The organism is Eisenbergiella porci, from assembly GCF_009696275.1.
Classification (GTDB): Bacteria; Bacillota; Clostridia; order Lachnospirales; family Lachnospiraceae; genus Eisenbergiella; species Eisenbergiella porci.
The window spans coordinates 37,645-57,784 of record NZ_VUMI01000013.1; the positions used below are offsets into that span (position 1 = coordinate 37,645).

The 20,140-nt window shown below is 49.1% G+C and carries 16 protein-coding genes; 2 read left to right on the forward strand and 14 right to left on the reverse strand.

Annotation, left to right across the window (positions count from 1 at the left end; all coding sequences use genetic code 11):
* Position 1: 1 nt before the first annotated feature.
* The 4 genes from FYJ45_RS09795 to FYJ45_RS09810 form a co-directional block, all read right to left on the reverse strand.
* A complete protein-coding gene (locus tag FYJ45_RS09795; protein WP_021636581.1) occupies positions 2-796 on the reverse strand; it encodes a polysaccharide deacetylase family protein in 795 nt (264 codons plus the stop codon).
* Positions 797-864: 68 nt separating this feature from the next.
* Positions 865-2,379: a glycoside hydrolase family 28 protein gene (locus tag FYJ45_RS09800; protein WP_154464453.1), complete on the reverse strand. Its 1,515-nt coding sequence runs from the start codon at positions 2,377-2,379 to the stop codon at positions 865-867.
* 123 nt (positions 2,380-2,502) lie between these two features.
* Entirely contained in the window at positions 2,503-4,872 is a 2,370-nt protein-coding gene (locus FYJ45_RS09805; protein ID WP_154464454.1) for a glycoside hydrolase family 2 TIM barrel-domain containing protein, read from the reverse strand.
* 6 nt (positions 4,873-4,878) lie between these two features.
* Complete coding sequence (locus tag FYJ45_RS09810; RefSeq protein WP_154464455.1) at positions 4,879-6,657, reverse strand: rhamnogalacturonan acetylesterase; 1,779 nt, start codon at positions 6,655-6,657, stop codon at positions 4,879-4,881.
* 283 nt (positions 6,658-6,940) lie between these two features.
* Between FYJ45_RS09810 and FYJ45_RS09815 the strand changes: the two genes are divergently transcribed.
* Entirely contained in the window at positions 6,941-7,762 is an 822-nt protein-coding gene (locus tag FYJ45_RS09815) for a helix-turn-helix domain-containing protein (RefSeq protein ID WP_195841758.1), read from the forward strand.
* A gap of 210 nt (positions 7,763-7,972) precedes the next feature.
* Here the strand turns inward: FYJ45_RS09815 and FYJ45_RS09820 are convergent, their stop codons facing one another.
* Positions 7,973-8,446 carry a methylglyoxal synthase gene (locus tag FYJ45_RS09820; protein ID WP_330406224.1) on the reverse strand — a complete coding sequence of 158 codons (474 nt, stop codon included), beginning with the start codon at positions 8,444-8,446 and terminating at the stop codon, positions 7,973-7,975.
* Complete coding sequence (gene tadA, locus FYJ45_RS09825) at positions 8,436-8,972, reverse strand: tRNA adenosine(34) deaminase TadA (protein ID WP_021636587.1); 537 nt, start codon at positions 8,970-8,972, stop codon at positions 8,436-8,438. The genes FYJ45_RS09820 and tadA overlap by 11 nt, the downstream gene beginning before the upstream one ends.
* Before the next feature lie 245 nt (positions 8,973-9,217).
* Here tadA and FYJ45_RS09830 point away from each other — a divergent pair, with 245 nt between their 5' ends.
* Positions 9,218-9,913 (forward strand): anaerobic ribonucleoside-triphosphate reductase activating protein, encoded by a 696-nt coding sequence (locus FYJ45_RS09830; protein ID WP_154464457.1) that lies wholly within the window; start codon positions 9,218-9,220, stop codon positions 9,911-9,913.
* Positions 9,914-9,927: 14 nt separating this feature from the next.
* On the opposite strand, the gene FYJ45_RS09835 is transcribed toward FYJ45_RS09830, so the two are convergent.
* The 8 genes from FYJ45_RS09835 to FYJ45_RS09870 all read right to left on the reverse strand — a co-directional run bounded on the left by FYJ45_RS09835 (position 9,928) and on the right by FYJ45_RS09870 (position 20,109).
* Positions 9,928-11,337, reverse strand: coding sequence for a hypothetical protein (locus tag FYJ45_RS09835; protein ID WP_154464458.1), 1,410 nt, complete (start codon positions 11,335-11,337; stop codon positions 9,928-9,930).
* Positions 11,338-11,590: 253 nt separating this feature from the next.
* The gene (locus FYJ45_RS09840; RefSeq protein ID WP_021636590.1) at positions 11,591-12,679 is read right to left on the reverse strand and encodes a PucR family transcriptional regulator; all 1,089 of its coding nucleotides are present in this window, start codon (positions 12,677-12,679) and stop codon (positions 11,591-11,593) included.
* A 291-nt stretch (positions 12,680-12,970) separates the two neighbouring features.
* Positions 12,971-14,080: an ABC transporter ATP-binding protein gene (locus tag FYJ45_RS09845; RefSeq protein ID WP_021636591.1), complete on the reverse strand. Its 1,110-nt coding sequence runs from the start codon at positions 14,078-14,080 to the stop codon at positions 12,971-12,973.
* A gap of 269 nt (positions 14,081-14,349) precedes the next feature.
* Positions 14,350-15,840, reverse strand: a complete 1,491-nt coding sequence (locus tag FYJ45_RS09850) for a sensor domain-containing diguanylate cyclase (protein ID WP_154464459.1) — start codon at positions 15,838-15,840, stop codon at positions 14,350-14,352.
* A 45-nt stretch (positions 15,841-15,885) separates the two neighbouring features.
* Positions 15,886-16,680 (reverse strand): YesL family protein, encoded by a 795-nt coding sequence (locus FYJ45_RS09855; RefSeq protein WP_154464460.1) that lies wholly within the window; start codon positions 16,678-16,680, stop codon positions 15,886-15,888.
* Positions 16,681-17,446: 766 nt separating this feature from the next.
* The gene (locus FYJ45_RS09860) at positions 17,447-18,424 is read right to left on the reverse strand and encodes a 2-hydroxyacid dehydrogenase (RefSeq protein ID WP_021639290.1); all 978 of its coding nucleotides are present in this window, start codon (positions 18,422-18,424) and stop codon (positions 17,447-17,449) included.
* 86 nt (positions 18,425-18,510) lie between these two features.
* Positions 18,511-19,092, reverse strand: a complete 582-nt coding sequence (locus FYJ45_RS09865; protein WP_154464461.1) for a DUF1002 domain-containing protein — start codon at positions 19,090-19,092, stop codon at positions 18,511-18,513.
* 48 nt (positions 19,093-19,140) lie between these two features.
* A complete protein-coding gene (locus FYJ45_RS09870; protein ID WP_154464462.1) occupies positions 19,141-20,109 on the reverse strand; it encodes an alpha/beta fold hydrolase in 969 nt (322 codons plus the stop codon).
* Positions 20,110-20,140: the final 31 nt, after the last annotated feature.

The window sequence follows — 20,140 nt, forward strand, 5'->3', positions numbered from 1 at the left end:
GTTAAAATTCTAGCAGGGTGCCGCCCTGAATTTCTTTTTTCTCCCCATTCACTTCAATCCAGACGGATGCGGCGGAAGGATTGTACACCATATTCCCGGCAGCGCCAAACTGCAGCCGTCCCGCCGCCTCCATATAGTCCACAATTTCAATATTGGTGGCATACCAGATATCATCCCTGCCGCCGCAGTTCCTGCAGAACTCCTCCATCACATCCCAATTGCCGTAAATATTAAATTCATAGCTGTGTCCCCACACATACATCATATACAGATATTGGGTCTTATGTAAAGACACAAATTCCTTTCCCAGCTCCAACAAATTGTGGTTGTAATGGCAGGTAGCCTTCCACCGCAGAAAATCCTCCGGCATGGCAAAAGCTCCCGTTTCCTCCACCGTCCTGGAGTAGCGGATTCCCAGGGCTGGCAGGGCCTTCACGATTTCATCCGAAAAAGAACCGTTGGGATAAGAAAGACCCCTCACCGGATATCCCACCGCGGCCTCCAGGCTTCTGCGATCCTCCAGGATCTGCTCAACCACCTGCTCCATGGGGCATCTGGCAATTGTCGGATGGGTGCAGGTATGGCAGGACACCTCATGCCCCCGGTACAGCTCCCGATATTCCGAAACGGGAACTCTTGTTTCTGCCGCAATCCCCGAATTTACATGAAAAGTCCCCCGGATGCCGTAGCGGTTAAACATATCCACCAGCTGTCTGTCCTCCACACGGCCGTCGTCAAAGCTCATGGTCAGTACCTTATGCTTTCCCTCCGGAAAACAGATATAAATATTCCTCATATTACTCCTCTCCGCGCATCAGAAGCGCGCATACAAATCCGGCTCTGCCGGTTTTCACTCCTTCCGGATCATTCCGGTTCCACACGGTGATACTCATAAGGCTCACCCTCCTGCGCTGTCACAGTCACATTTTTCATGCAAAGCCCTTTTATATTGGCGGCCTTCATCCCATATCGTCCTTTCGCTGTCACATTTTCCAGACAGATATTTTCCAGGGGCATCTCCGGCAGCCCGGCCAGATAGACCGCATTTCCTGTTACCGTTTCCACGGAAATATTTTTAAAAAGAATGTTCCGGATCACGGAGGTTCCCTCGTCCACAGGTTCCGGATGCTCCGTATCAAAGGTATCATGACTGTAAAATTCATCCACATATATGGCTCCGCGGAACCATTTGCAGTCCTGATGCTCATGGCTTAAATTCTGATGCCGCAGGTTTTCATATACAATATTTTCCACCACGCTGCCTCTGCCCCGGGGCGTTTTAATGCTTCCGATACTGTAAACATCACTGAAAACACAATCCTGCACCAAACAGTCCCGGACGCCGCCCGACATTTCGCTTCCCATCGCCACGCCGAAGCCGCTGGTAAAGGTACAGTTCGTAACCCGGATATGCTCCGATGCGATTCCCACAAGCCTTCCTTCCTCGTTCCTGCCTGATTTGACCGCAATGCAGTCATCCTGGCTGCCGATGGTACAGCCGAACACATTTACATAGCTGCAGGAGTCCGGATCCAGGCCGTCGCCGTTTGCGATCCCCTCATACCGCCTGCCGTTTTCATCGAACTTGGTAAAAATACTCACGCCGTTAAGGCTTACATGGCTGCAGTAAATCAGGTGCACACACCAGGCGGGTGACTGTCTTACCGTAATCCCTTCCAGATACACGCCGTCAACATTCCACAGGCAGACCGCACGCCCGGGCTTTCCCTTTCCTTCCGCCAGCTCCTGCCTGCGCAGTATGCTTCCGTTGGCATCCACACATCCTTTTCCCATAATCCGGATATTATGCAGCCTTCCGTTCTCTGTCTCCTTTGTATTGATCAGGCTGGCATAGCACATGGTTTCCAGCCCCTCAAACCGATATTTCTTATGCGGAAAATCCTCCAGGCATCCGCTTCCCAGCAGGCGGCTTCCTTCCTCAAGAAAAAGCGTCATATCACTCTTCAAAAACAGCGCGCCCGTCACAAAGGTTCCCGCCGGAATCCGCACCGTTCCCCCGGCCGGACAGGCATCTATCGCTTTCTGGATGAAAGAAGTGTTTACGGTCCGGCCGTCTCCCACAGCTCCAAAGGATGTGATAGTAAGCTCCTCTCCCTTTTCCTGCAGGGCAATATGGAGCGTATCTTGGGCCAGCCTCCCGTTTTCATCCTCCGCCGCTGCTTCTATCTCATAGCCCCTGCCGCTTTTAAGCCCCCGCAGTGTGAAGTCCGTATGCTCCGTCCTTCCAACCTCCGCACCATCCAGAAAAACCCGGTACTGCCGCGCGCCTTTTACCTTGTTCCAGAGGACGGCCGCACTGTCCGCCGTCCGCGTCTCCTCCGGACAAAACAGCTTTAACTGCTCATCTTCATACCTCATTCTGTCTTCTCCCTGATTTTTATTTTCTATCGCCAGCCAGATACTGCTTCATAATTCGGCCCCACCTGTCAGAGCTCTGTCCGATACCTCCCCATGTGGAATGGGTCATATTCTGCAACCTTACTATTCCACCGTAAGCACAGTTTTTCCCGGATACATTCCTTCCGCACAGGCCGAAACCACAATACGTCCCGCGCTGCCGCCCAACCGGATTCTCACGCTTGCACAGCCATGGTACATATGGATAAAATCAGCCTGATACGGCTCATTGGTCATCAGGTTCCCGTTATCCACGGACAGGATTTCCCCGTCCCCCTCAATCTGGAAACGCACCCTGGAGCTTTCCCGGAAATAAGGATTTCCCTCCTCGTCCTCCGCCCTTACGGTAAGCAGCATTTCATAGCCTCTCTCGGCAGGCGCCTTTATCTCTTCACGGGTAAACGAAAGCCTCACGGCAGGCCCGGGAGTTTTGAGAACATGACAGCACACCTCTTCCCCGTTTTTATAACCCACCGCCTTTACACAGCCCGGCTGATAAGGAAGGAAGCCGGTAATCATCCGGTTCGGGCAGTCTTCCGGACGGGGCAGGAAAAATCTTTTCCCGTTCAGATACAGCGCCACTTCCTCACAATTGCTCGCTATCATATAAGGGATCACTGTTTTATGGAACTGCGGGAAATGCCAGTGGTCCGCATAAATCGGCATATCCCAGTGCTCCTTGACCCCTTCGTCCTCAAGGGAATAATCCATCACGGAAAAATGCACCATCGGTTCCTCATTCCAATAGCTCTTCAATAGATAAAATCCCGGCTTTTTCACAAGGTTGGTGCGGATCATTGCCCCGCTCCAGCCCTTCGCCGGATATCCCATGGATTCTCCCAGATAATCAATCCCCGTCCAGATCATCCCGCCGATTACATAATCCGCGGCAAAAGGCACCAGGGAAGGATTTTCATTGGTAAAATTCTGCATCTGCTCCGGATGCCCCTTGAAAAACTGGTAGATTTCCGTTCCCAGAATCAGTTTGTCAGGCATAGCCTCATGGATCATGGGGTACCACTGCTCCTGATAATTACAGGAAATCACATCAACAATCTCCCCGATCCTGCAAATCCGTTCCACTCTTTCTCTGACGTCGTAAATTTCCGTATCGTCCGCCTCATCCACAAATTTCTGGATATCCTTGATTTGCGACAGATCCACATTGCTTTCCCGTTTAAAATGCGGGTTCATGGCGTAGGTTACCGGCCTTGTCGCATCCATGGTAAGCACATAATCCTTCAGCATTTTCAAAATAGCCAGCATGGATGGCTGCCCCTGGTTTTCCACCTCGTTTCCCACGCCCCAGATAAAAATACAGGCGCGGTTACGGTCGCGCTTCACCATGGCTTCCACATCTTTTTTCCACTCTGTTTCAAAATACCGGCCATACAGGCCGCCGGTCCACTTGTCAAAGCATTCCTCATACACATAAAAGCCCAGTTCATCACACAGATCCAGGAACTCCACGGAATGGGTATGATGGGCGGCGCGGATGGAATTGCAGCCCATCTCCTTTAACAAAAGAAGCCTTTCTCTCCAGATTTCCTTCTTCGCCGCTATCCCTGCGCTTCCCGCTTCCTGATGCAGGCATACGCCCTTGAGAATCACCTTTTCCCCGTTGACAAACATCCCTTTTCCTGGAAGCAGCTCTATTTTCCGCAGCCCGATACGCATGGAAACCGTGTCCGCCGCCCTCTCACCGTCCATTAAGGACAAGGTAAGCGTATACAGATTCGGTGCTTCGGCAGACCACAGGCTTGCATTTTTTACGTGAAATTCCAGTAATCCGTTTTCACCCTCGGCAATAATATCTTCCGCAAGAATGCCTTCTGCCATATTTTCAGCATCAGGGCATCTGTTATTCTGCGCATCGCCGCACACGCCCGTCAGGGAAAGGCTGCCTCTTACCCTTGCGTCCACGCCTGCTGCCACGCGTACCACTGCGCTGTCCCCTTCAAGCTCGGTATGTACCACAATTTCCCGTTCCTCCAGATGGGCGGCCTCCGTCTCCAGCAGCTTCACGGTACGGTAAATTCCAGCCCCGCTGTACCAGCGATCCGCAGGGCTGACCGTATTATCCACCCGGATGACAATACTGTTTTCCCCGGTTTTCAGGAACTGTGTTATATCCAGCCGGAAGGAACTGTAGCCATACTTCCAGCCGCCCGCTTCCCTTTCATTCACCCATATGGTGCTGTTTTCAAAAATACCGCCGAAATCCAGATAGTAGCAATAGCCTTCCTTTTTTCCCTCCAGCCGAAGGCTTCTGCGGTACCAGCCGATTCCGAAACGAGCCCGGAAGCCCTGAGCCTCCCCCTGATCCATATCCCGGCAAAACGGCGCGCTTATGGCCCAGTCGTGGGGCAGGGTTACTGGCCGATAGCCCTTCTTCCCGTCAGCATCCAGTGTAAATTCCCATCCTTCCATGAGTTTGTACTCTGTTCTTGGCATTTTTTCTCAATTCTCCTTTTCCCTGATTTCCATCATACGCACTAACGCCGCAGTACAGTCCGCACGGTTCACTGCCGCATTTCTTTCATAACCATCCCATAACAGTCCCAGCCGTTTCGCCTCCTGCTCACAGGTCTGCATATCCAACCCCCTTTTTCCTTCCGGCTGCAGGCTTCTTACCATGAATTCCGCCAGCTCTCCGCAGGTCAGTCCATCATCCGGCCGGAACCGGTCCTCCGGTGTCGTCGTTTCATCCACCAGTCCTGCATCCAGCGCCGTCTGCACATTTTGTGCATCAAATTCATACCTGTAGATATCACAGAATCTTCCCTGATATCCCCGCTTTACCGGCATGGGCGCGGCCTTGAAAAACAAATACAGAAACTGTCCCCTGGGAATCTCATCAAAAGGATGGAAAAACAGGATGCAGGGATCCAGCAGCCCCTTTACCATCGCCTTTTTCAGTATGCCCTCCTGGGGAATCCCCTTACAGTCCGCATAAGGCAGCTTGGGCAAATCCGTGGGAAGAATGGGCCTTTCCTCCTTTTGGGCGCTGGACACCGTATCCGCAGGACGCAGCAATACGTCCGGCTTCCAGGGTTTACCGGCAAAATCATTTCTCATGCCGCACAGCGGTTCCGCATGCAACCTCACAATTTCCTCTGCAATAAATCCGGCCGTAAGCAAAGCGCCGTAATCATTGGTATGGGTTGTATCCATAAAATAATCAGGAGTGATCTCCGGCCCCATATCGCACAGAGTCCGGAAGCTGCAGGCATGCAGATCGATTACCGGCACATGCAGCTCTCTCCCTACTCTGAGGCAGCTTAGCGCATAATCCTCCAGCAAATCAAAATACCCATCCTCATTTTTTCCCGGAATCCTGGAAAGAGAGGTCACGATCATGGGGTACGCTCCCTTTTCCCTGATTTGGCGGACGTATCTGCGTAAATTCGCTGCATACTGGTCAAATGCCTTCAAATACCGTCTCTTCTGATCGTTATGGCCGAATTCCATCAGAAAAATATCTCCGGGCCTGATATTTTTACATACAATATCCCAGTGCCCGTCATCCCGGAAGCAATTGGTTGTCAACCCGCCATGCGCCTGATTGCTGAAAGCCACGCCGTCAAAATACTGAGGCAGATTCTGTCCCCAGCTGCCCCCGTTGATAATCGGATTATAGGGATACAGCCCATCATAATCCGCAACCAGGGAATCTCCCGCGATAAACACGGTGGGAGCCTGGGCATCCTCTATTTTCAGCCCGCTGATCCTGGCGCTGCTTTTCCCTGCGCCCAGCACCGTCACATATACCGAGTTGTCCTCCTTTGCCCCTTCTCCCACCACCGGGATATATTCACAAACCCGGACATAAAACCGGCAGGAAAACACCTCTCCCGGCCGGATAACAATATCCCTTTTTATCAGGTTCCTCCTGCCCGTATACAGCATCAGCCCCTGCGCGCCTTCTCTGCCGCCCCTGATGGTCACCGTCACCGCATAGCTTCCGTTCCCCGGCACCGCCGCCCGGAACCGCAAAGGAAATCCCGCCTTCACTTCCACGCCGTCCGCACCATCCTGCCACAGCCCGGTTTCTTCTCCGTCCCCAGGGCAATACGTCTCCCGCGGATTCCATCCGCCCGTCCCGGTAAACCTGTCCGCCGCCCTCTCCTGAGCTTCCAATCCCAGGAATCCGTATCCCTTACTCTCATCATAATAATCCCCGGCAGACAGCCTGACGCCTTCTCCGCCCTCTGCAAAAGAAAATTCCCTGCTAAACATGAAAAAACCTCCGTTTTTTCTATTCCCAGTCCTGTTTTCCTAAAAGACCCGTTTTCTGCAACAGCCCAGAGCACTGGACCGCCGCCATTTTCTTTATTATCATAAGTCAATTAATCTTATTTTTCTTTTGTTATATTGCTTATTATGGGAATTTTATTTATAATATTTTAGAAATATTGACCAAATGACGCCATAGCAAAATTCCGGATGGATTCTGACGAATCAAAACTGTACCATCCATCCGCATGCAGGTCCCGCTGCCATGCGCCACAAAGGAGCCCCCATGAACAACAACCTCTATACCCCGGAAAAAATGATCCAGATAGAATACACAAAACACACCCAGGACTATGACATGGGCCGATTTCACTACCATAACGCCTACGAACTGCTCCTTTTGCAGGAAGGGGAATACACACTGATCACCCTGGATAACGCCTGCACCCTGAAAAAACATGATGTTTCTCTCATCACGCCCTACTGCATGCACAAATCCCTCGGCCGGGCAGGCAATGAAAGAACACTCATGTATTTTGACGAACGCTATCTGAACCGGTATTTCACGGAAAAAAGCCGTTCCCTTCTCCTGACATGCTTCCAGACAGGTCACCTCAGCCTTCCCCAGGAGCATTACGAGGAGACCATACAGCTCCTGTTCCAAATCCGTAGCTTTTCGGCAAAAAAGGATTTTGACAGCACCTACCCAGCCTTCGTCAGAATCCTTTCCCTGCTTACCCAAACCTACCGCCAGGCCGCAGGAGCAGAAGAAGAAACGCAAAAAGCCAGCGCGCCCCTCATTGCCGAGCTTATCACCTATATCAATCAAAATTACAGCACCATCCGATCCCTGGATGACATCGCGGATCATTTTTACATCACAAAATACCATCTCTGCCGCCTGTTCCGCGCCGCCACCAAGAGCACCGTTATGGACCATCTAAATGGCATCCGCATCCTCCAGGCCTGCAGCCTTCTGGAAAATACAAATAAAAGCATTACGGAAATCAGCTATGCCTGCGGCTTCCATTCCTCCGCTTATTTTTCCGACATATTCAAAAAGGCCCTGGGCATGTCGCCCAGAGCCTATCGTAAACTGAAATCATAATACTTATAAACAGTCCAGGCCGGCGGGAATATAGGTGCAAAAGCGGGCGTTAAGCTTGCTTATAAAACCGTTTTTGCACCTATATTCGCATCGGATGAACATCCGATGCTTCTTGAATGGCAAAGCCATTCAAGAAGATGTCCTGAATAATCATATTCCAGAATAACTATATATTTAAAGGATACAGCGGAAATCTCCCATCCCGGCTTCCTACAACGTATTCGCCCGGTGTTCAATGTTCCTCCGGAAATTTACCACCTGGTGATCATATTCCTGATCCATCAACGAACTGGTAATCATGAAATCCGCCGTCGCCCTGTTATTGGCAATAGGAATATCATATACCTGCGCGATTCTCAAAAGAGCCTTCACATCCGGATCATGGGGCTGCGCCGTAAGAGGATCGGAAAAGAATATCACAAAATCAATCCGTCCCTCAACGATTCTCGCGCCAATCTGCTGATCCCCGCCCAACGGGCCGCTGTTGTATCCTTTCACAGGAAGCCCGGTCTTATCGGTAATCATCCTGGCCGTCGTCCCTGTCCCGCACAGGAAATGGTTCTTCAGCACATCCTTATGCTCCTCACACCAGGAAATAAGCTCCGGCTTCTTGCTGTCATGGGCAATCAGGGCAATGTTCTTCTGTTTCCCAATAGTCAGTGTAAGAAATTCTTCATTCATCATAAACGTTTCCTCCATGTTCCTTATTCTCCTCCTGCGCCGCAAGCAGCTTACGCGCTTTACGCTCCTCCTTCACACGGACCCGGAGCTCTTTAAAAAACTGCGTCAGCATATCACTGCATTGCTGCTCCAGCACCCCTCTGGTGACCTTTACCTGATGGTTAAACGAATCATTTTCCAGAATATTCAATATAGATCCGGCGCAGCCCGCCTTGGGGTTCATACAGCCGATCACGACCTCCGGAATCCGGGCCTGTACGATAGCGCCTGAGCACATCTGACACGGCTCCAGTGTCACATACAAGGTACAGTCCTCCAGCCTCCAGTCCCCGATTTTCCTGCTGGCCTTGTTAATGGCGGTTATTTCCGCATGCGCAAGTGTATTTTTGTCAGTATTGCGGCGATTGTAGCCTCTTCCTATTATTTTTCCTTCATGGACAATAACGCAGCCGATGGGGACTTCTCCTAAGGCATAAGCCTTTTTTGCCTGTGTCATTGCCGCCTTCATATATTTTTCCTGCTCGGTCATAGAATGGAAGTCCTTTCGTAACTATTCAACCATGTCAGCACACTTGCTGTACTGACCGTAAGAAAATGATTCAGGAGTGCCAAAATCCATCGCCGAAGGCGATTTAGGATGGATTTTGACAATAACTGTGAAGGGACGAACAGTTATGTCCTTTCTTCTTGTATGGCGCCTCCGGGAGGTCTATAATAAAAGTGACTAAGACCCAAAACGACTTGCAGATAAATCATAGCAGGAAAGAGGAAAAAATGCAAATTAACGGATTCAATAAAACTACCCTTTTAGACTATCCCGGCCACGTAGCCTGTACTGTTTTCACCGGAGGCTGCAACTTCTGCTGCCCATTTTGCCAGAATGGTGATCTGGTCCTGCATGCGGGACAGCTGCCGCAGATTCCTGAAGAAGAAATTTTCCAGGTGCTCAGAAAGCGGCAGGGAATACTTACCGGAATCTGTGTAACCGGAGGCGAGCCCACGCTTCAGCCCGATCTGGACATCTTTCTTTCCCGTGTAAAGGAACTGGGCTATCTGGTAAAGCTGGACTCCAACGGCTACCGCCCCGAGGTACTGGAATCACTGTGCAGCAGAAAGCTGGTGGATTATATTGCCATGGACATAAAATCCTCTCCTGAGAATTACACTAAAACCATCGGCCTGCCCGCGCTTGACATGGGCCGAATCCGGGCATCCGTGGATTTTATCCGCTCCTGTGGGCTTCCTTACGAATTCCGCACCACAGTAGTAAAGGAACTGCATTCCGCCCGGGATTTTATTTCCATCGGTGAATGGCTGAAGGGATGTGAAGCATATTTTCTCCAGTCCTATGCAGAAAGCGACGGTGTCATCTGCAAACAATTCTCCGCCTATGAAAAACCTGAGCTGGAAGAATTTATCCGGATTCTCAAGCCTTACATAGACAATGTAAATCTCCGGGGGGTAGATTGAGCACCCCCGGAGATTCAGATACGTACACTCTTCATATAATAGCCGAAGCTGCCCGGCTCCGCAGGCGTCTGTTTGCCTTCAAAGGCTTCAAATCCAAACATCTCCGCCGCCATCTTTTCCCTGTCATAATAGACTCCCGGCACTCCGAGATAAAATTTCTCCACTCCTCCCACATTAAATTTTCCCAAAATAATATGCCTGTAATTATAATAGCCATGAAGCAGAAAGCTATTGCGCACCATCTTCTGGTACTCACTGCCCAGAATCACAAAGTCCCTCGGCGTAATGGACAGATACTGCCTTTCATCCGCAAAAGGGTGGACCGTGGGATACATATGACGCAGCTGCTCCCATTTATCCTCAAAAAATTCCTCCTGCATCAGGTCATCCCCACTTTCTTTTGCAATACGTTTTCCCTTTACTGCCCCACTTTCTTTAGGGACGCCGCCTCCTGATACTCCGCCTTCGCTGCGGGACATTCCTTCTTTGCCGGGCATCCCTTCCTTGCTGGTCATCCCTTCTTTGCCGGATATCCCTCCCTTGCCGGGCATCCCTTCTTTTTGAATTCCACCTTCCCTGAGGTCTCCACCTTCTGCTGTCGTCGCCGCTTTTTTTGATTCCGGTTCCCGTTTTTTTTCCTGTGGTGTAAACCTTTTGTGCATGCACCGCCTGCACAGCTTTTCCGCGGAAATGGAACCGTTCTCCATTACGGAATCCACAGCATCCCTATTAATCTGGAACCCGCTCCGTTCCTCCGCTGATTCAGTATTCTTTTGTTTCTCCGTTAAAGGATTCTGGTACTGCAAAATCTCCGGCTGGTCTGCCGGATGTAAAGCCGCTTTCTGCATCTCAGTGAAGCTTAACCCCTGCGTTCGCGGCTCAGCCTGGTACGTAACTGCTTCCGGCATTTCAGAAAAGCTTATCCCGCGCGTTCGCTGCTCTGCCTGGGGCAGGTCAATTTCCGGCATCACATTGGGCGCCTCCTCCTGCAGCCTTTCATATTGCGCCATACCTGCCAGCGGGGGAGCATATTTCCTTCTCTTCTCCTCCGCCACTGAAATATCCGCTGCCTTCAGGCACTCTTCTCTGCCCTTCCATCTGCCAATCACTTCCCTGCCCGGAGAAAGGCGTATTGTTATTCCGCAGATCTCTCCGAATTCCCGTCCGCCGCGGCTCACCCCGCCGGCTGTAAACTGTCTTTCATAAGATCCTGTCCCTCTTTTCAGCAGTACCTTATCAATCAAAGCACCCGTCTCGTCCCTCAAATCAAAAAAACCCGTGTCTGTCTCATACAGGCCCTTTATCTGCATGTTCCAGGTGATAGTATCTTCTGTCTCTTCTTTTCTCAGAAAACCCGCATTTTTTACCTTACTGCCTGCTTCCATATAGTCTATGTATATAATTTGCTTGTTATAATACAACACCTTGTCCCTCCTTTATAGTCTCTATTGTATTCGGAGGTTGACCGGGATATGACTGGAATCTGCTTTTACTGAAGGATTCTGGAAATTGCCCGAAAATACGGTGCAAAAAAACCGGGAAGGCATTTTTAGTATGCACTGGTGTGCACATGCTTTCCCGGTTCCATCTCATTTAATAACTGTCCTAAATCACAGCGGCATACAAAATTCCATTCAGAAGCCTGCGGTTCCCGCTGCCTTGGACATTACTGGCTCATCAATAATCAATGCTCTCCAGATATTTCATATAGTTTACCACCATCAATGCAATCTTGAAGGTAAGCGCATCATCGAATACCCTGATATCCAGCCCTGTGCTCTTCTGGAGCTTTTCAATTCTGTAAACCAGTGTATTCCTGTGGATAAACAGCTGTCTGGAGGTTTCAGATACATTCAGGTTATTCTCAAAGAACTTGTTGATAGTGGTAAGAGTTTCCTCATCCATATCATAAGGTACATTGTCGCCAAAGATTTCTTCAATAAAAATCTTACACAGATTAACGGGCAGCTGATAGATCAGACGGCCGATACCCAGCTTCGCATAGGAGATTACACTCTTCTCCGCATAGAAGATCTTTCCTACGTCCATAGCCATCGTGGCTTCCTTGTAGGACTTGGATACCTCTCTCAGCTCTCCCACAACCGTACCGTAAGCTACGCGCACGTTCATCATGGCTTCGCTGTTCATCATATCAACAATCATGTCTGCCGTCTTCTCGATGGTTTCCACGTCATCTTCTTTTTCCAGAGCTTTGATGAGAATAATATTTCTTTCATCCACCGCAGTGATATAATCACCATTCTGGCTTGAGAAAAGACTCTTCAGCATTTCCATCGCGCTGTTGTCTTTTTCAATTTTCGTCTCAATCAGATATACGATTCTGGGACATTCCACTTCAATATGAAGCTTCTGGGCACGATTGTAAATATCCACAAGAAGCAGGTTGTCCAAAAGCAGATTCTGGAAAAAGTTATTACGGTCAAAACGTTCTTTGTATGCTATGATAAGATTCTGAATAGAGCTTACGGCAATTTTGCCTACCATGTAAACGTCGTCACTGGGACCCTGGGCTACAAGAATATAAGCCGGTTCCCCATCATCCAGGATTTTCAGAAGGTGCCGTCCACCTACTACCTGGCTGTCTGCCGGTGAAGAAGCGAAATTTTCAATAATATCCCTGGAAATATCAATCTCGTCTACCGTTGCTGCAACTTTCAGGCCTTCCACGTCGAACACGCCCAGGTCAACCTTGGTTATTGCACGTAATTCATCAATGCTGTTCTGTATTACTTGATTGGAAATCATCTCTCTTCACGTCCTTTCCTTGATACCATTAACTATATAGCAAAATTTAAAAATATGCAAGAAAAATGGCCATTCCTACATCATATTTTAAGTAAAAACGTTGTAAACACCTTTATTAGCGCAACAACCCCTTTCTTTTAGGTTTGCCTGAAATAAAGTATAAAATCACAATACCGTTGATTTCAGGAAAAAAACCGGAGCACTGCCCCTGGCGGCGCCTTCTGCTCTCATTTTCTTCCAAAACATGAAAAAACGGGGCTATCAACTCGATAGCCCCGCCTGATTTTAATATTAGTTGGTGATAACCTGCTCTGTCTCTTTGTCGAAGATATGAATCTTTTCAACATCGAATGCAAATTTAACAGTATCGCCAGGTCTTGCTGTTGTACGGGAATCCACTCTTGCAGTGATAGGATAATCAGCAAGGTCAAAGTATAAGTAAACTTCTGCACCAAGCAGTTCGTAAACCTTAATGGTAGATTCAAATGTACATTTAGCTGTTTCGATGAACATCTGGGAATCATATACGTCTTCAGGACGGATACCAAATGTAACGGTCTTTCCTGCATAACCGCCTTCAATAACCTTCTTAGCTTTTGCGGGAGGCAGCGGAATAGATTTTCCAGCAATCTTCAGAGATGCATTTTCGCCGCTTACTTCAACAACAGCATCCAGGAAGTTCATCTGAGGAGATCCCATGAATCCTGCTACGAACAGGTTCTGAGGCTTGTCGTACAGATTCTGAGGAGTATCAACCTGCTGAATAACACCGTCTTTCATAACTACGATTCTGGTACCCAGTGTCATAGCTTCTGTCTGGTCATGTGTTACGTAGATGATGGTTGTACCTAATCTCTGATGCAGCTTAGCGATCTCAATACGCATCTGAACACGCAGCTTGGCATCCAGGTTGGAAAGAGGTTCGTCCATCAGGAATACCTTAGGATTACGTACGATTGCACGTCCCATAGCAACACGCTGTCTCTGACCACCGGACAGAGCCTTCGGTTTACGGTCAAGAAGAGGGGTAAGGTCAAGGATCTTAGCTGCTTCTTTAACCATCTTATCAATTTCATCCTTCGGAACTTTTCTTAACTTAAGTCCGAAAGCCATGTTGTCATATACAGACATATGAGGATACAGAGCGTAGTTCTGGAATACCATCGCGATATCTCTGTCCTTAGGCTCTACATCGTTAACCACTCTGTCACCGATTTTCAGTTCACCGGAAGAAATATCTTCCAGACCTGCAATCATACGAAGTGTAGTAGACTTACCACATCCGGACGGTCCTACGAAGATGATGAATTCTTTATCAGCGATTTCCAGGTTGAAGTCTTTAACTGCTTCAAAACCGTTGGGATATACTTTGCAGATGTTTTTTAAAGATAAACTTGCCATTTAATTAGCCTCCCTATGTTATTTGTTTACATGTTTCCAGTTGAGTCCCTTCAACTGAGCCTGAAATAAGTATAACTTAAGCGACTTCTTTTGGCTATACCACAATTCCACAAAGATTTATCGCAACATTGTAAAATTTGCTAAGAAAAGGATAATGAATTTTTTAGGCCTGTCAACTTGCTGAATTCGGCATTCTGATCTTATACACTTTGACCATAATCCCTATCTTACGCGGTTTTCGACACCTTTCGTTCCTTTTCGCAGTACTTTTATTCCATTTTTACGTTCATCTTTGTCTCGTAAAAGGCCACGCCGTTCTTGCCATTCCTCTTCACGGAATAAAGCGCACTGTCGGCAGCCTTATACAGCTCCTCAAAGGTTCTGCCGTCCCGCGGATAAACAGCGGCGCCGATGCTGGCGGCCGGAGAATATTTCACATATTCCCCCACCTGGAAGTCTCCGAAAAATCTGTGAAGCCTCTGCGCCTCTTTAATAAATATGCTCTCTTCCTTAATATCTTTCATAAAAATAATAAATTCATCGCCGCCGGTACGTCCCACGATATCCGTTATCCGACATTCTCCCCGCAGCCTTGTTCCCAGCTTTCGCAGAACTTCATCACCGAATGCATGGCCCTGTGTATCATTTATTTTCTTGAAATTGTCCACATCCAGCACGAACAACAGCCCCTGGGAATCCGGATGCGTCTCTATATAATCTTTAATCAGATACTCCGTAGCAGTCTTATTGCTCAGATTCGTGAGCAAATCCTTGCTCGCTTTCTCTTCAAGTACTTTCTTATGCTCATTATAAAAATACTTATTGATAAAATTTGTTATCAGGAGAAGCCCTGAAAACAGTCCTACTGTCAGCAGGATGCCAACAATGGTTTTTCTCACAGGAGCCAGATATTCATTCCTGCTGTTTGCCAGGAATTCTTCTCTCACCCCCACATAGAACCGCCAGTCGTTAATTCCCATGGGAGAAAAAAACAGTTCATAACCCGCTCCGTCCATTGACACAGCAATCGTACCTTCCTTATATCCCTGTATTTTCTTCCAAGCGGTATCCGGAGATTCCTCCCCGTCAAATTCCGCTCTCCCCATTGCCATCTTCAGGTTTCCTTCCGCCGCAAAATTCTCCGGATATCCGCCCTGCGCCATAATTGTACCGCCGCCGTCCGCCAGCAGATAAAAGGCTTTGTCCCCATAAGCCGGAAGCTCCAGCATCTCCTCCAGCCTGCAGGAGTCCAGATATACATAAAGCATACCCGATGTTTTTCCGTTTTCCCTGCATGGAACCGCAGCAATCAGCGCATTTTTCCCATCCGTCCCTTCATCCTGCCCGTAAAAAAAAGCAGTTTCCTCAAGCATGGAAAAATACGCCTCCCCGGAAAGCTCCCTGTCCCTTCCCCGGCTGTCCACGCCACTCCCCGACGGCCCGGCATATACCGCCAGGTATGCATCCGTATTGTCTGCCAGCGCACCAAGCAGCCGGACGCTCTCCTCCCGGTCCTGCAGCCCCGCCTTCCCCAGAAGGCTCCCGATGGGCGCAGCCGTCTCAGCCAGCCCGGAAAGCCTGGTCTCCACCTGATTTCCCCGATCCTCTGCGGCTGAGATAAACTTTTTCTCTATGTAATCCCTGGCCTCGCTGCGGCTCCTGACATAAAAGCTCCCCAACACATAGGCAGACAGAATAACGAAAATCAGCGCCAGTCCCAACAACTGGAACAGCGCTGATTTCTTGGACGAATCCTTCATAGCTTCCAATTCCCCCAAAAATCATTTTCGTTGCGAATGCTATTATTATTCATTGTCCTGCAATTCTGTAATTTCTTCTGTCTGGGCGGAAGGTGCATCCTCCGCATTTTCTTCTGCCTGTATATCCTGCCCCGCCTGCGCGTATTCTCTGAGGGCCTTCTGCTTTTCTTCCTCTTCCTCACGGATGAAGGAAAGCGTCTCCAGCTCATCGGAGGTTTCCTCTTCCTCCTCCGGCTCAAAGCGCTTGAAAATCTTTACGAACAACATGCTTGCCACATAGGCCGGCACCGAAAATCCGAAAAGTATCAAAAGCGGCATTGCCTGCAAGGTAACCAGAAGAAGCACTGTGGGAATCAGGTTGATGATAATTAACAGGATGGTCTTGGGCAGGTTCAGAACGCTCATCAGGAAGGAATTCCTGATGGTATTCTTCACGGTGTTCTCAAACCGCGACAAAACCGGGAATATGTAAATCATCGTGAAAAGATAAATCACCGCCACAATCGTAATCAGCACCATAATCACCTTGCCGAAGGATACGGTGGAATTCCTCAGTATCATGAAATCCCCAGCAAATATTATCCCTACCACAAGGGCAATCAGCCATATAATCGTTGCCTGCTTGAAGTTCTCCTTAAAGGATTTAAAATAACCCTTCACTATGTAGCACTCTTCATTCTTAACCATCTTAATGGTCATATAATAAAGCGCCGTCATCGCATCCCCCGCCGTAATAATCGGTAAACAGCAGAGCAACGTTAAAAGATTCAGAATCATTAAATCCGCCATCTTTGACAAAAAAGTCATAAGAGGGCTGTCCAAGTTAAAAAATCTACCCATTTGTAATTCTCCCTGTATCTATTATCGTCCCGGACTAAATGACTGCCCGCAGACACCTACATTAGATATCATACTACGCAACCAGCTTTCGTGCAAATAAAATTTATATAAATAGGTATTGGCCGAGGAGATGGTTTGTGATTTTGGGGCGGCGGGGATGGCGGGTGGGGACCTGAGGGCAGGGGGAGGTTTTTTGCCGTACCTTTTCAGGCCATGGAGATGAAACTTAAAATTGTTGAAGGCTTTCTTGAAACAATTTTTGCCAAGGTTCATCGAAATATCCGGTCTGACTGGTACGGCAAAAACCTCCCCCTGCCCTCAGGTCCCCACCCGCCATCCCCGCCGCCCCAAAATCACAAACCATCTCCTAGGGAGGAACGCTTCCAATATAAACCTGATATCCAGAAATACGTTTTCCACCAAATTTCAGGATATATATTACCAAAAAACTAAAAAGTCTGCCATTAATCATTCTTATTATTTCCGAACAAACCCAAACCTTCCGCATTCTCCGCTTTTTTACCTGAAAAAATGTGCAGTAGGACGCGGCCACTTCCTCTGTGAGAGCCAGCGGTTCCTGTGGCGTAAGGCCGGGGCGGGCGTTGGGGCTGGGAAAGGGCGGCGGTCTGCGGGGCAGGTGTTTTTTCATGTACCTTTTCAGACCATGGAGATGAAACTTAAAATTGTTGAAGGCTCTCCTGAAACAATTTTTTCCAAGGTTCATCGAAATGCCCGGTCTGACTGGTACATGAAAAAACACCTCCCCCTACTCCACCAAATTTTTCAAAGTGAGGTTGTTTTCGAGGGCGTAGGCGTTTTCCAGGGTTTCGTGGGCGATGGACTGCATGGCTTCTACGGTGAAGAAACCCATGTGGGAGGTGATGAGGACGTTGGGGAAGGTGGTGAGCCTTGCCAGGTTGTCATCCTGGATGATTTCATCGGAGCAGTCCTCGTAGAAGAGGCCTTCCTCTTCCTCGTATACATCCAGGCCGACGCCGCCGAATTTTTTGGCCAGGAGGCCGTTGATCAGGGCCTGGGTGTCAATGAGGCCGCCGCGGGAGGTGTTGACCAGGTAGGCGCCGTCTTTCATTATGGATATGGTTTTTTCGTTGATGATGTGGTGGGTGTCCGGGGTGAGCGGGCAGTGGAGGGACAGAAAATCTGCTTTGGAAAGGAGCTCCTCCAGGCTGACGTATTGTACGTCCAGATTGGAGTTGGGGTAGGGGTCATAGGCGAGCACGTTCATGCGGAAGCCATGGAAAATGCGGATCATTGCCTGGCCGATTTTTCCCGTTCCGATGACTCCCGCTACTTTATGATACAGATCGGTTCCCATGAGGCCGTTGATATTCATGTTGAACTCACGGGTCCTTCCGTAGGCTTTGTGGGTAAAACGGTTGACGGTAAGCAGCATTGCCATGGCAAATTCGGCAACCGCTTCGGGCGAATAGCTGGGCACGCGCAGTACCGCTACTTTTCCTTTCGCAGCCCGGGTGTCCACATGGTTATATCCCGCGCTGCGCAGAAGCAGCGCCTTTACCCCCATTTCATGGAGCGTGTCTATCATCTGCGCATTCACATGGTCATTTACAAAAATACAGACGGCATCATAGCCCTTTGCCAGAAAAACTGTCTCCTCACTGAAGGGCAGTTCAATAAAATATATTTCATATCCGTAATCCTTCGCCATCGGTTCAAACCAGATGCGATCATACGGTTTTGTGCTGAAAAAAGCGATTCTCATAAAAAAAGCCTTCCTTTCCCCTAAACATACTTTTATTTTTGTTTAGTGTACTCAAAGGCTCTTTTTTTATTCTTTTGTTGTCAGGATCAGGGCAGCATCCTGGCAACAAAGCTTTTAATGCTGTCAACCATGTCGTGGAAGAAGTCGCGGACTGCGGATTTGACGCCTTCCACGACGGCTTCTTTCACGGGTTCCACCACGTTTTCCTGAATGGCTGCATCGGCGCTTTCTTTCAGCTGATCTCCATATTTTTCATAAAGCTCCTGGGCTTTGGAAAGAATGGCGTCAGGATCAAGACCCAGCTGATTTATCTGTTTGATGAGAACGGTGATCTGGTCCTTCTGATCATCGGTCAGTGTGATCTGCAGTTCTTCTTCGCATTCGGTGATTGCGCCGTTAATATCCTCGTCGGTTTCCAGTTCTCCTGCGGCCAGCTTTTCTTTCATTTTTTCCAGAAGGGCTTTCTGGTCGTCGGTGAGGATGGATTCCAGATCCTGGGAAGGCTCCGTATGAAGCGCCTCATTTCCCGGCTGCAGCTGCCCGGCGGATATTTCCGTGGCGGGCGCTGCGGTCAGGAGTAAGGCGGCCAGCAGGGCTGTGCCTATGGCAGGGGCGTGTTTCTTATGGTTTTTATTTTTAAATCTTTGACTGGTTCTGTTTCTTTCCAATATATTACTTCCTTCTTATTTACCGGGGCTTTTGCCGGTGGTTGCGGTTTATGAATTTTTAGCGGACGCGGTGCGCCTGACCCATTCATAGATATCCTTCCACACCATTTCCCGGTCGCTTTCGTTTACCAGCTCGTGTCTGTCGTCTTCATACAGCTTGATATTCACGTTCGTCATGCCCAGCTCACGGAAGGAACGATATACGCCTTCCACAGCTTTTCCATAGTCCCCCACCGGATCTTTCGTTCCTGACATGAAGAGTACGGGCAGGTTTTTCGGCATTTTTTCCAGGCGCGTTTTGTCATGGAGGCGGTCAATCAGTTCAAAGAGCGTGGCAAAGCCCCCAAGGGTAAAGGTGAAGCCGCAGAGGGGATCCTCATTGTATTTTGCAACCTCCACGGAATCCCTGGAAAGCCAGTCCATGGTGGATACGGGGTGGGAAATTTTCTTATTGTAGCTGCCGAAGGCCAGTGCGTTAACCAGGGCGCTTTTATGCTTTTCTCCCTGGAAAACGGTGAGGAACTTCACCAGCTTTTTGGAAAAGCCCAGCAGGGCCCTGGGCTGCATCCCGGTTCCCATGATGATTGCGCCGTCAATTCCGGTGCCGTAAGCACACAGGTAATTCCTGAGGATGAAGGATCCCATGCTGTGTCCCAGCATCAGATAGGGGACGCCGGGATTTTCCTCCTGGATCATTTTTTTCAGGCGGTGGACGTCCTTAACCGCCGTGGTTGCGGGATCCTGGCTGCAGAAATAGCCGTAGGGATGGCTGCTGCCGGTGTGCTTTTCATCCCCCTTATTATATATGCTCTTTCCATGGCCCAGATGATCATTTCCCACCACCAGGATGCCTTTTTCCGCCAGGAAAACGGCCATTCTGTGGTAACGGTCAATGTATTCGGCCATACCGTGGACAATTTGCAGAATGCATACCGGCCTGCCCCCGGGCAGCCATTCCACAGCATGGATCTTTGTGAGTCCATCTCTGGAGTCGTAATAAAATTCCTTTTTTTCCATTGCGTAACCCTCCTTTACCGTATCTCCCCCT

Excerpts from the sequence above, each read along its gene's own strand:
- FYJ45_RS09830 (WP_154464457.1), top strand. The coding sequence starts at position 9,218 with ATGCAAATTAACGGATTCAATAAAACTACCCTTTTAGACTATCCCGGC.
- FYJ45_RS09805 (WP_154464454.1), bottom strand. The coding sequence starts at position 4,872 with ATGCCAAGAACAGAGTACAAACTCATGGAAGGATGGGAATTTACACTG.
- FYJ45_RS09820 (WP_330406224.1), bottom strand. The coding sequence starts at position 8,446 with ATGATGAATGAAGAATTTCTTACACTGACTATTGGGAAACAGAAGAAC.
- FYJ45_RS09800 (WP_154464453.1), bottom strand. The coding sequence starts at position 2,379 with ATGAGGTATGAAGATGAGCAGTTAAAGCTGTTTTGTCCGGAGGAGACG.
- FYJ45_RS09840 (WP_021636590.1), bottom strand. The coding sequence starts at position 12,679 with ATGATTTCCAATCAAGTAATACAGAACAGCATTGATGAATTACGTGCA.
- FYJ45_RS09815 (WP_195841758.1), top strand. The coding sequence starts at position 6,941 with ATGAACAACAACCTCTATACCCCGGAAAAAATGATCCAGATAGAATAC.
- FYJ45_RS09855 (WP_154464460.1), bottom strand. The coding sequence starts at position 16,680 with ATGGGTAGATTTTTTAACTTGGACAGCCCTCTTATGACTTTTTTGTCA.
- tadA (WP_021636587.1), bottom strand. The coding sequence starts at position 8,972 with ATGACCGAGCAGGAAAAATATATGAAGGCGGCAATGACACAGGCAAAA.
- FYJ45_RS09810 (WP_154464455.1), bottom strand. The coding sequence starts at position 6,657 with ATGTTTAGCAGGGAATTTTCTTTTGCAGAGGGCGGAGAAGGCGTCAGG.
- FYJ45_RS09870 (WP_154464462.1), bottom strand. The coding sequence starts at position 20,109 with ATGGAAAAAAAGGAATTTTATTACGACTCCAGAGATGGACTCACAAAG.
- FYJ45_RS09795 (WP_021636581.1), bottom strand. The coding sequence starts at position 796 with ATGAGGAATATTTATATCTGTTTTCCGGAGGGAAAGCATAAGGTACTG.
- FYJ45_RS09850 (WP_154464459.1), bottom strand. The coding sequence starts at position 15,840 with ATGAAGGATTCGTCCAAGAAATCAGCGCTGTTCCAGTTGTTGGGACTG.
- FYJ45_RS09860 (WP_021639290.1), bottom strand. The coding sequence starts at position 18,424 with ATGAGAATCGCTTTTTTCAGCACAAAACCGTATGATCGCATCTGGTTT.
- FYJ45_RS09845 (WP_021636591.1), bottom strand. The coding sequence starts at position 14,080 with ATGGCAAGTTTATCTTTAAAAAACATCTGCAAAGTATATCCCAACGGT.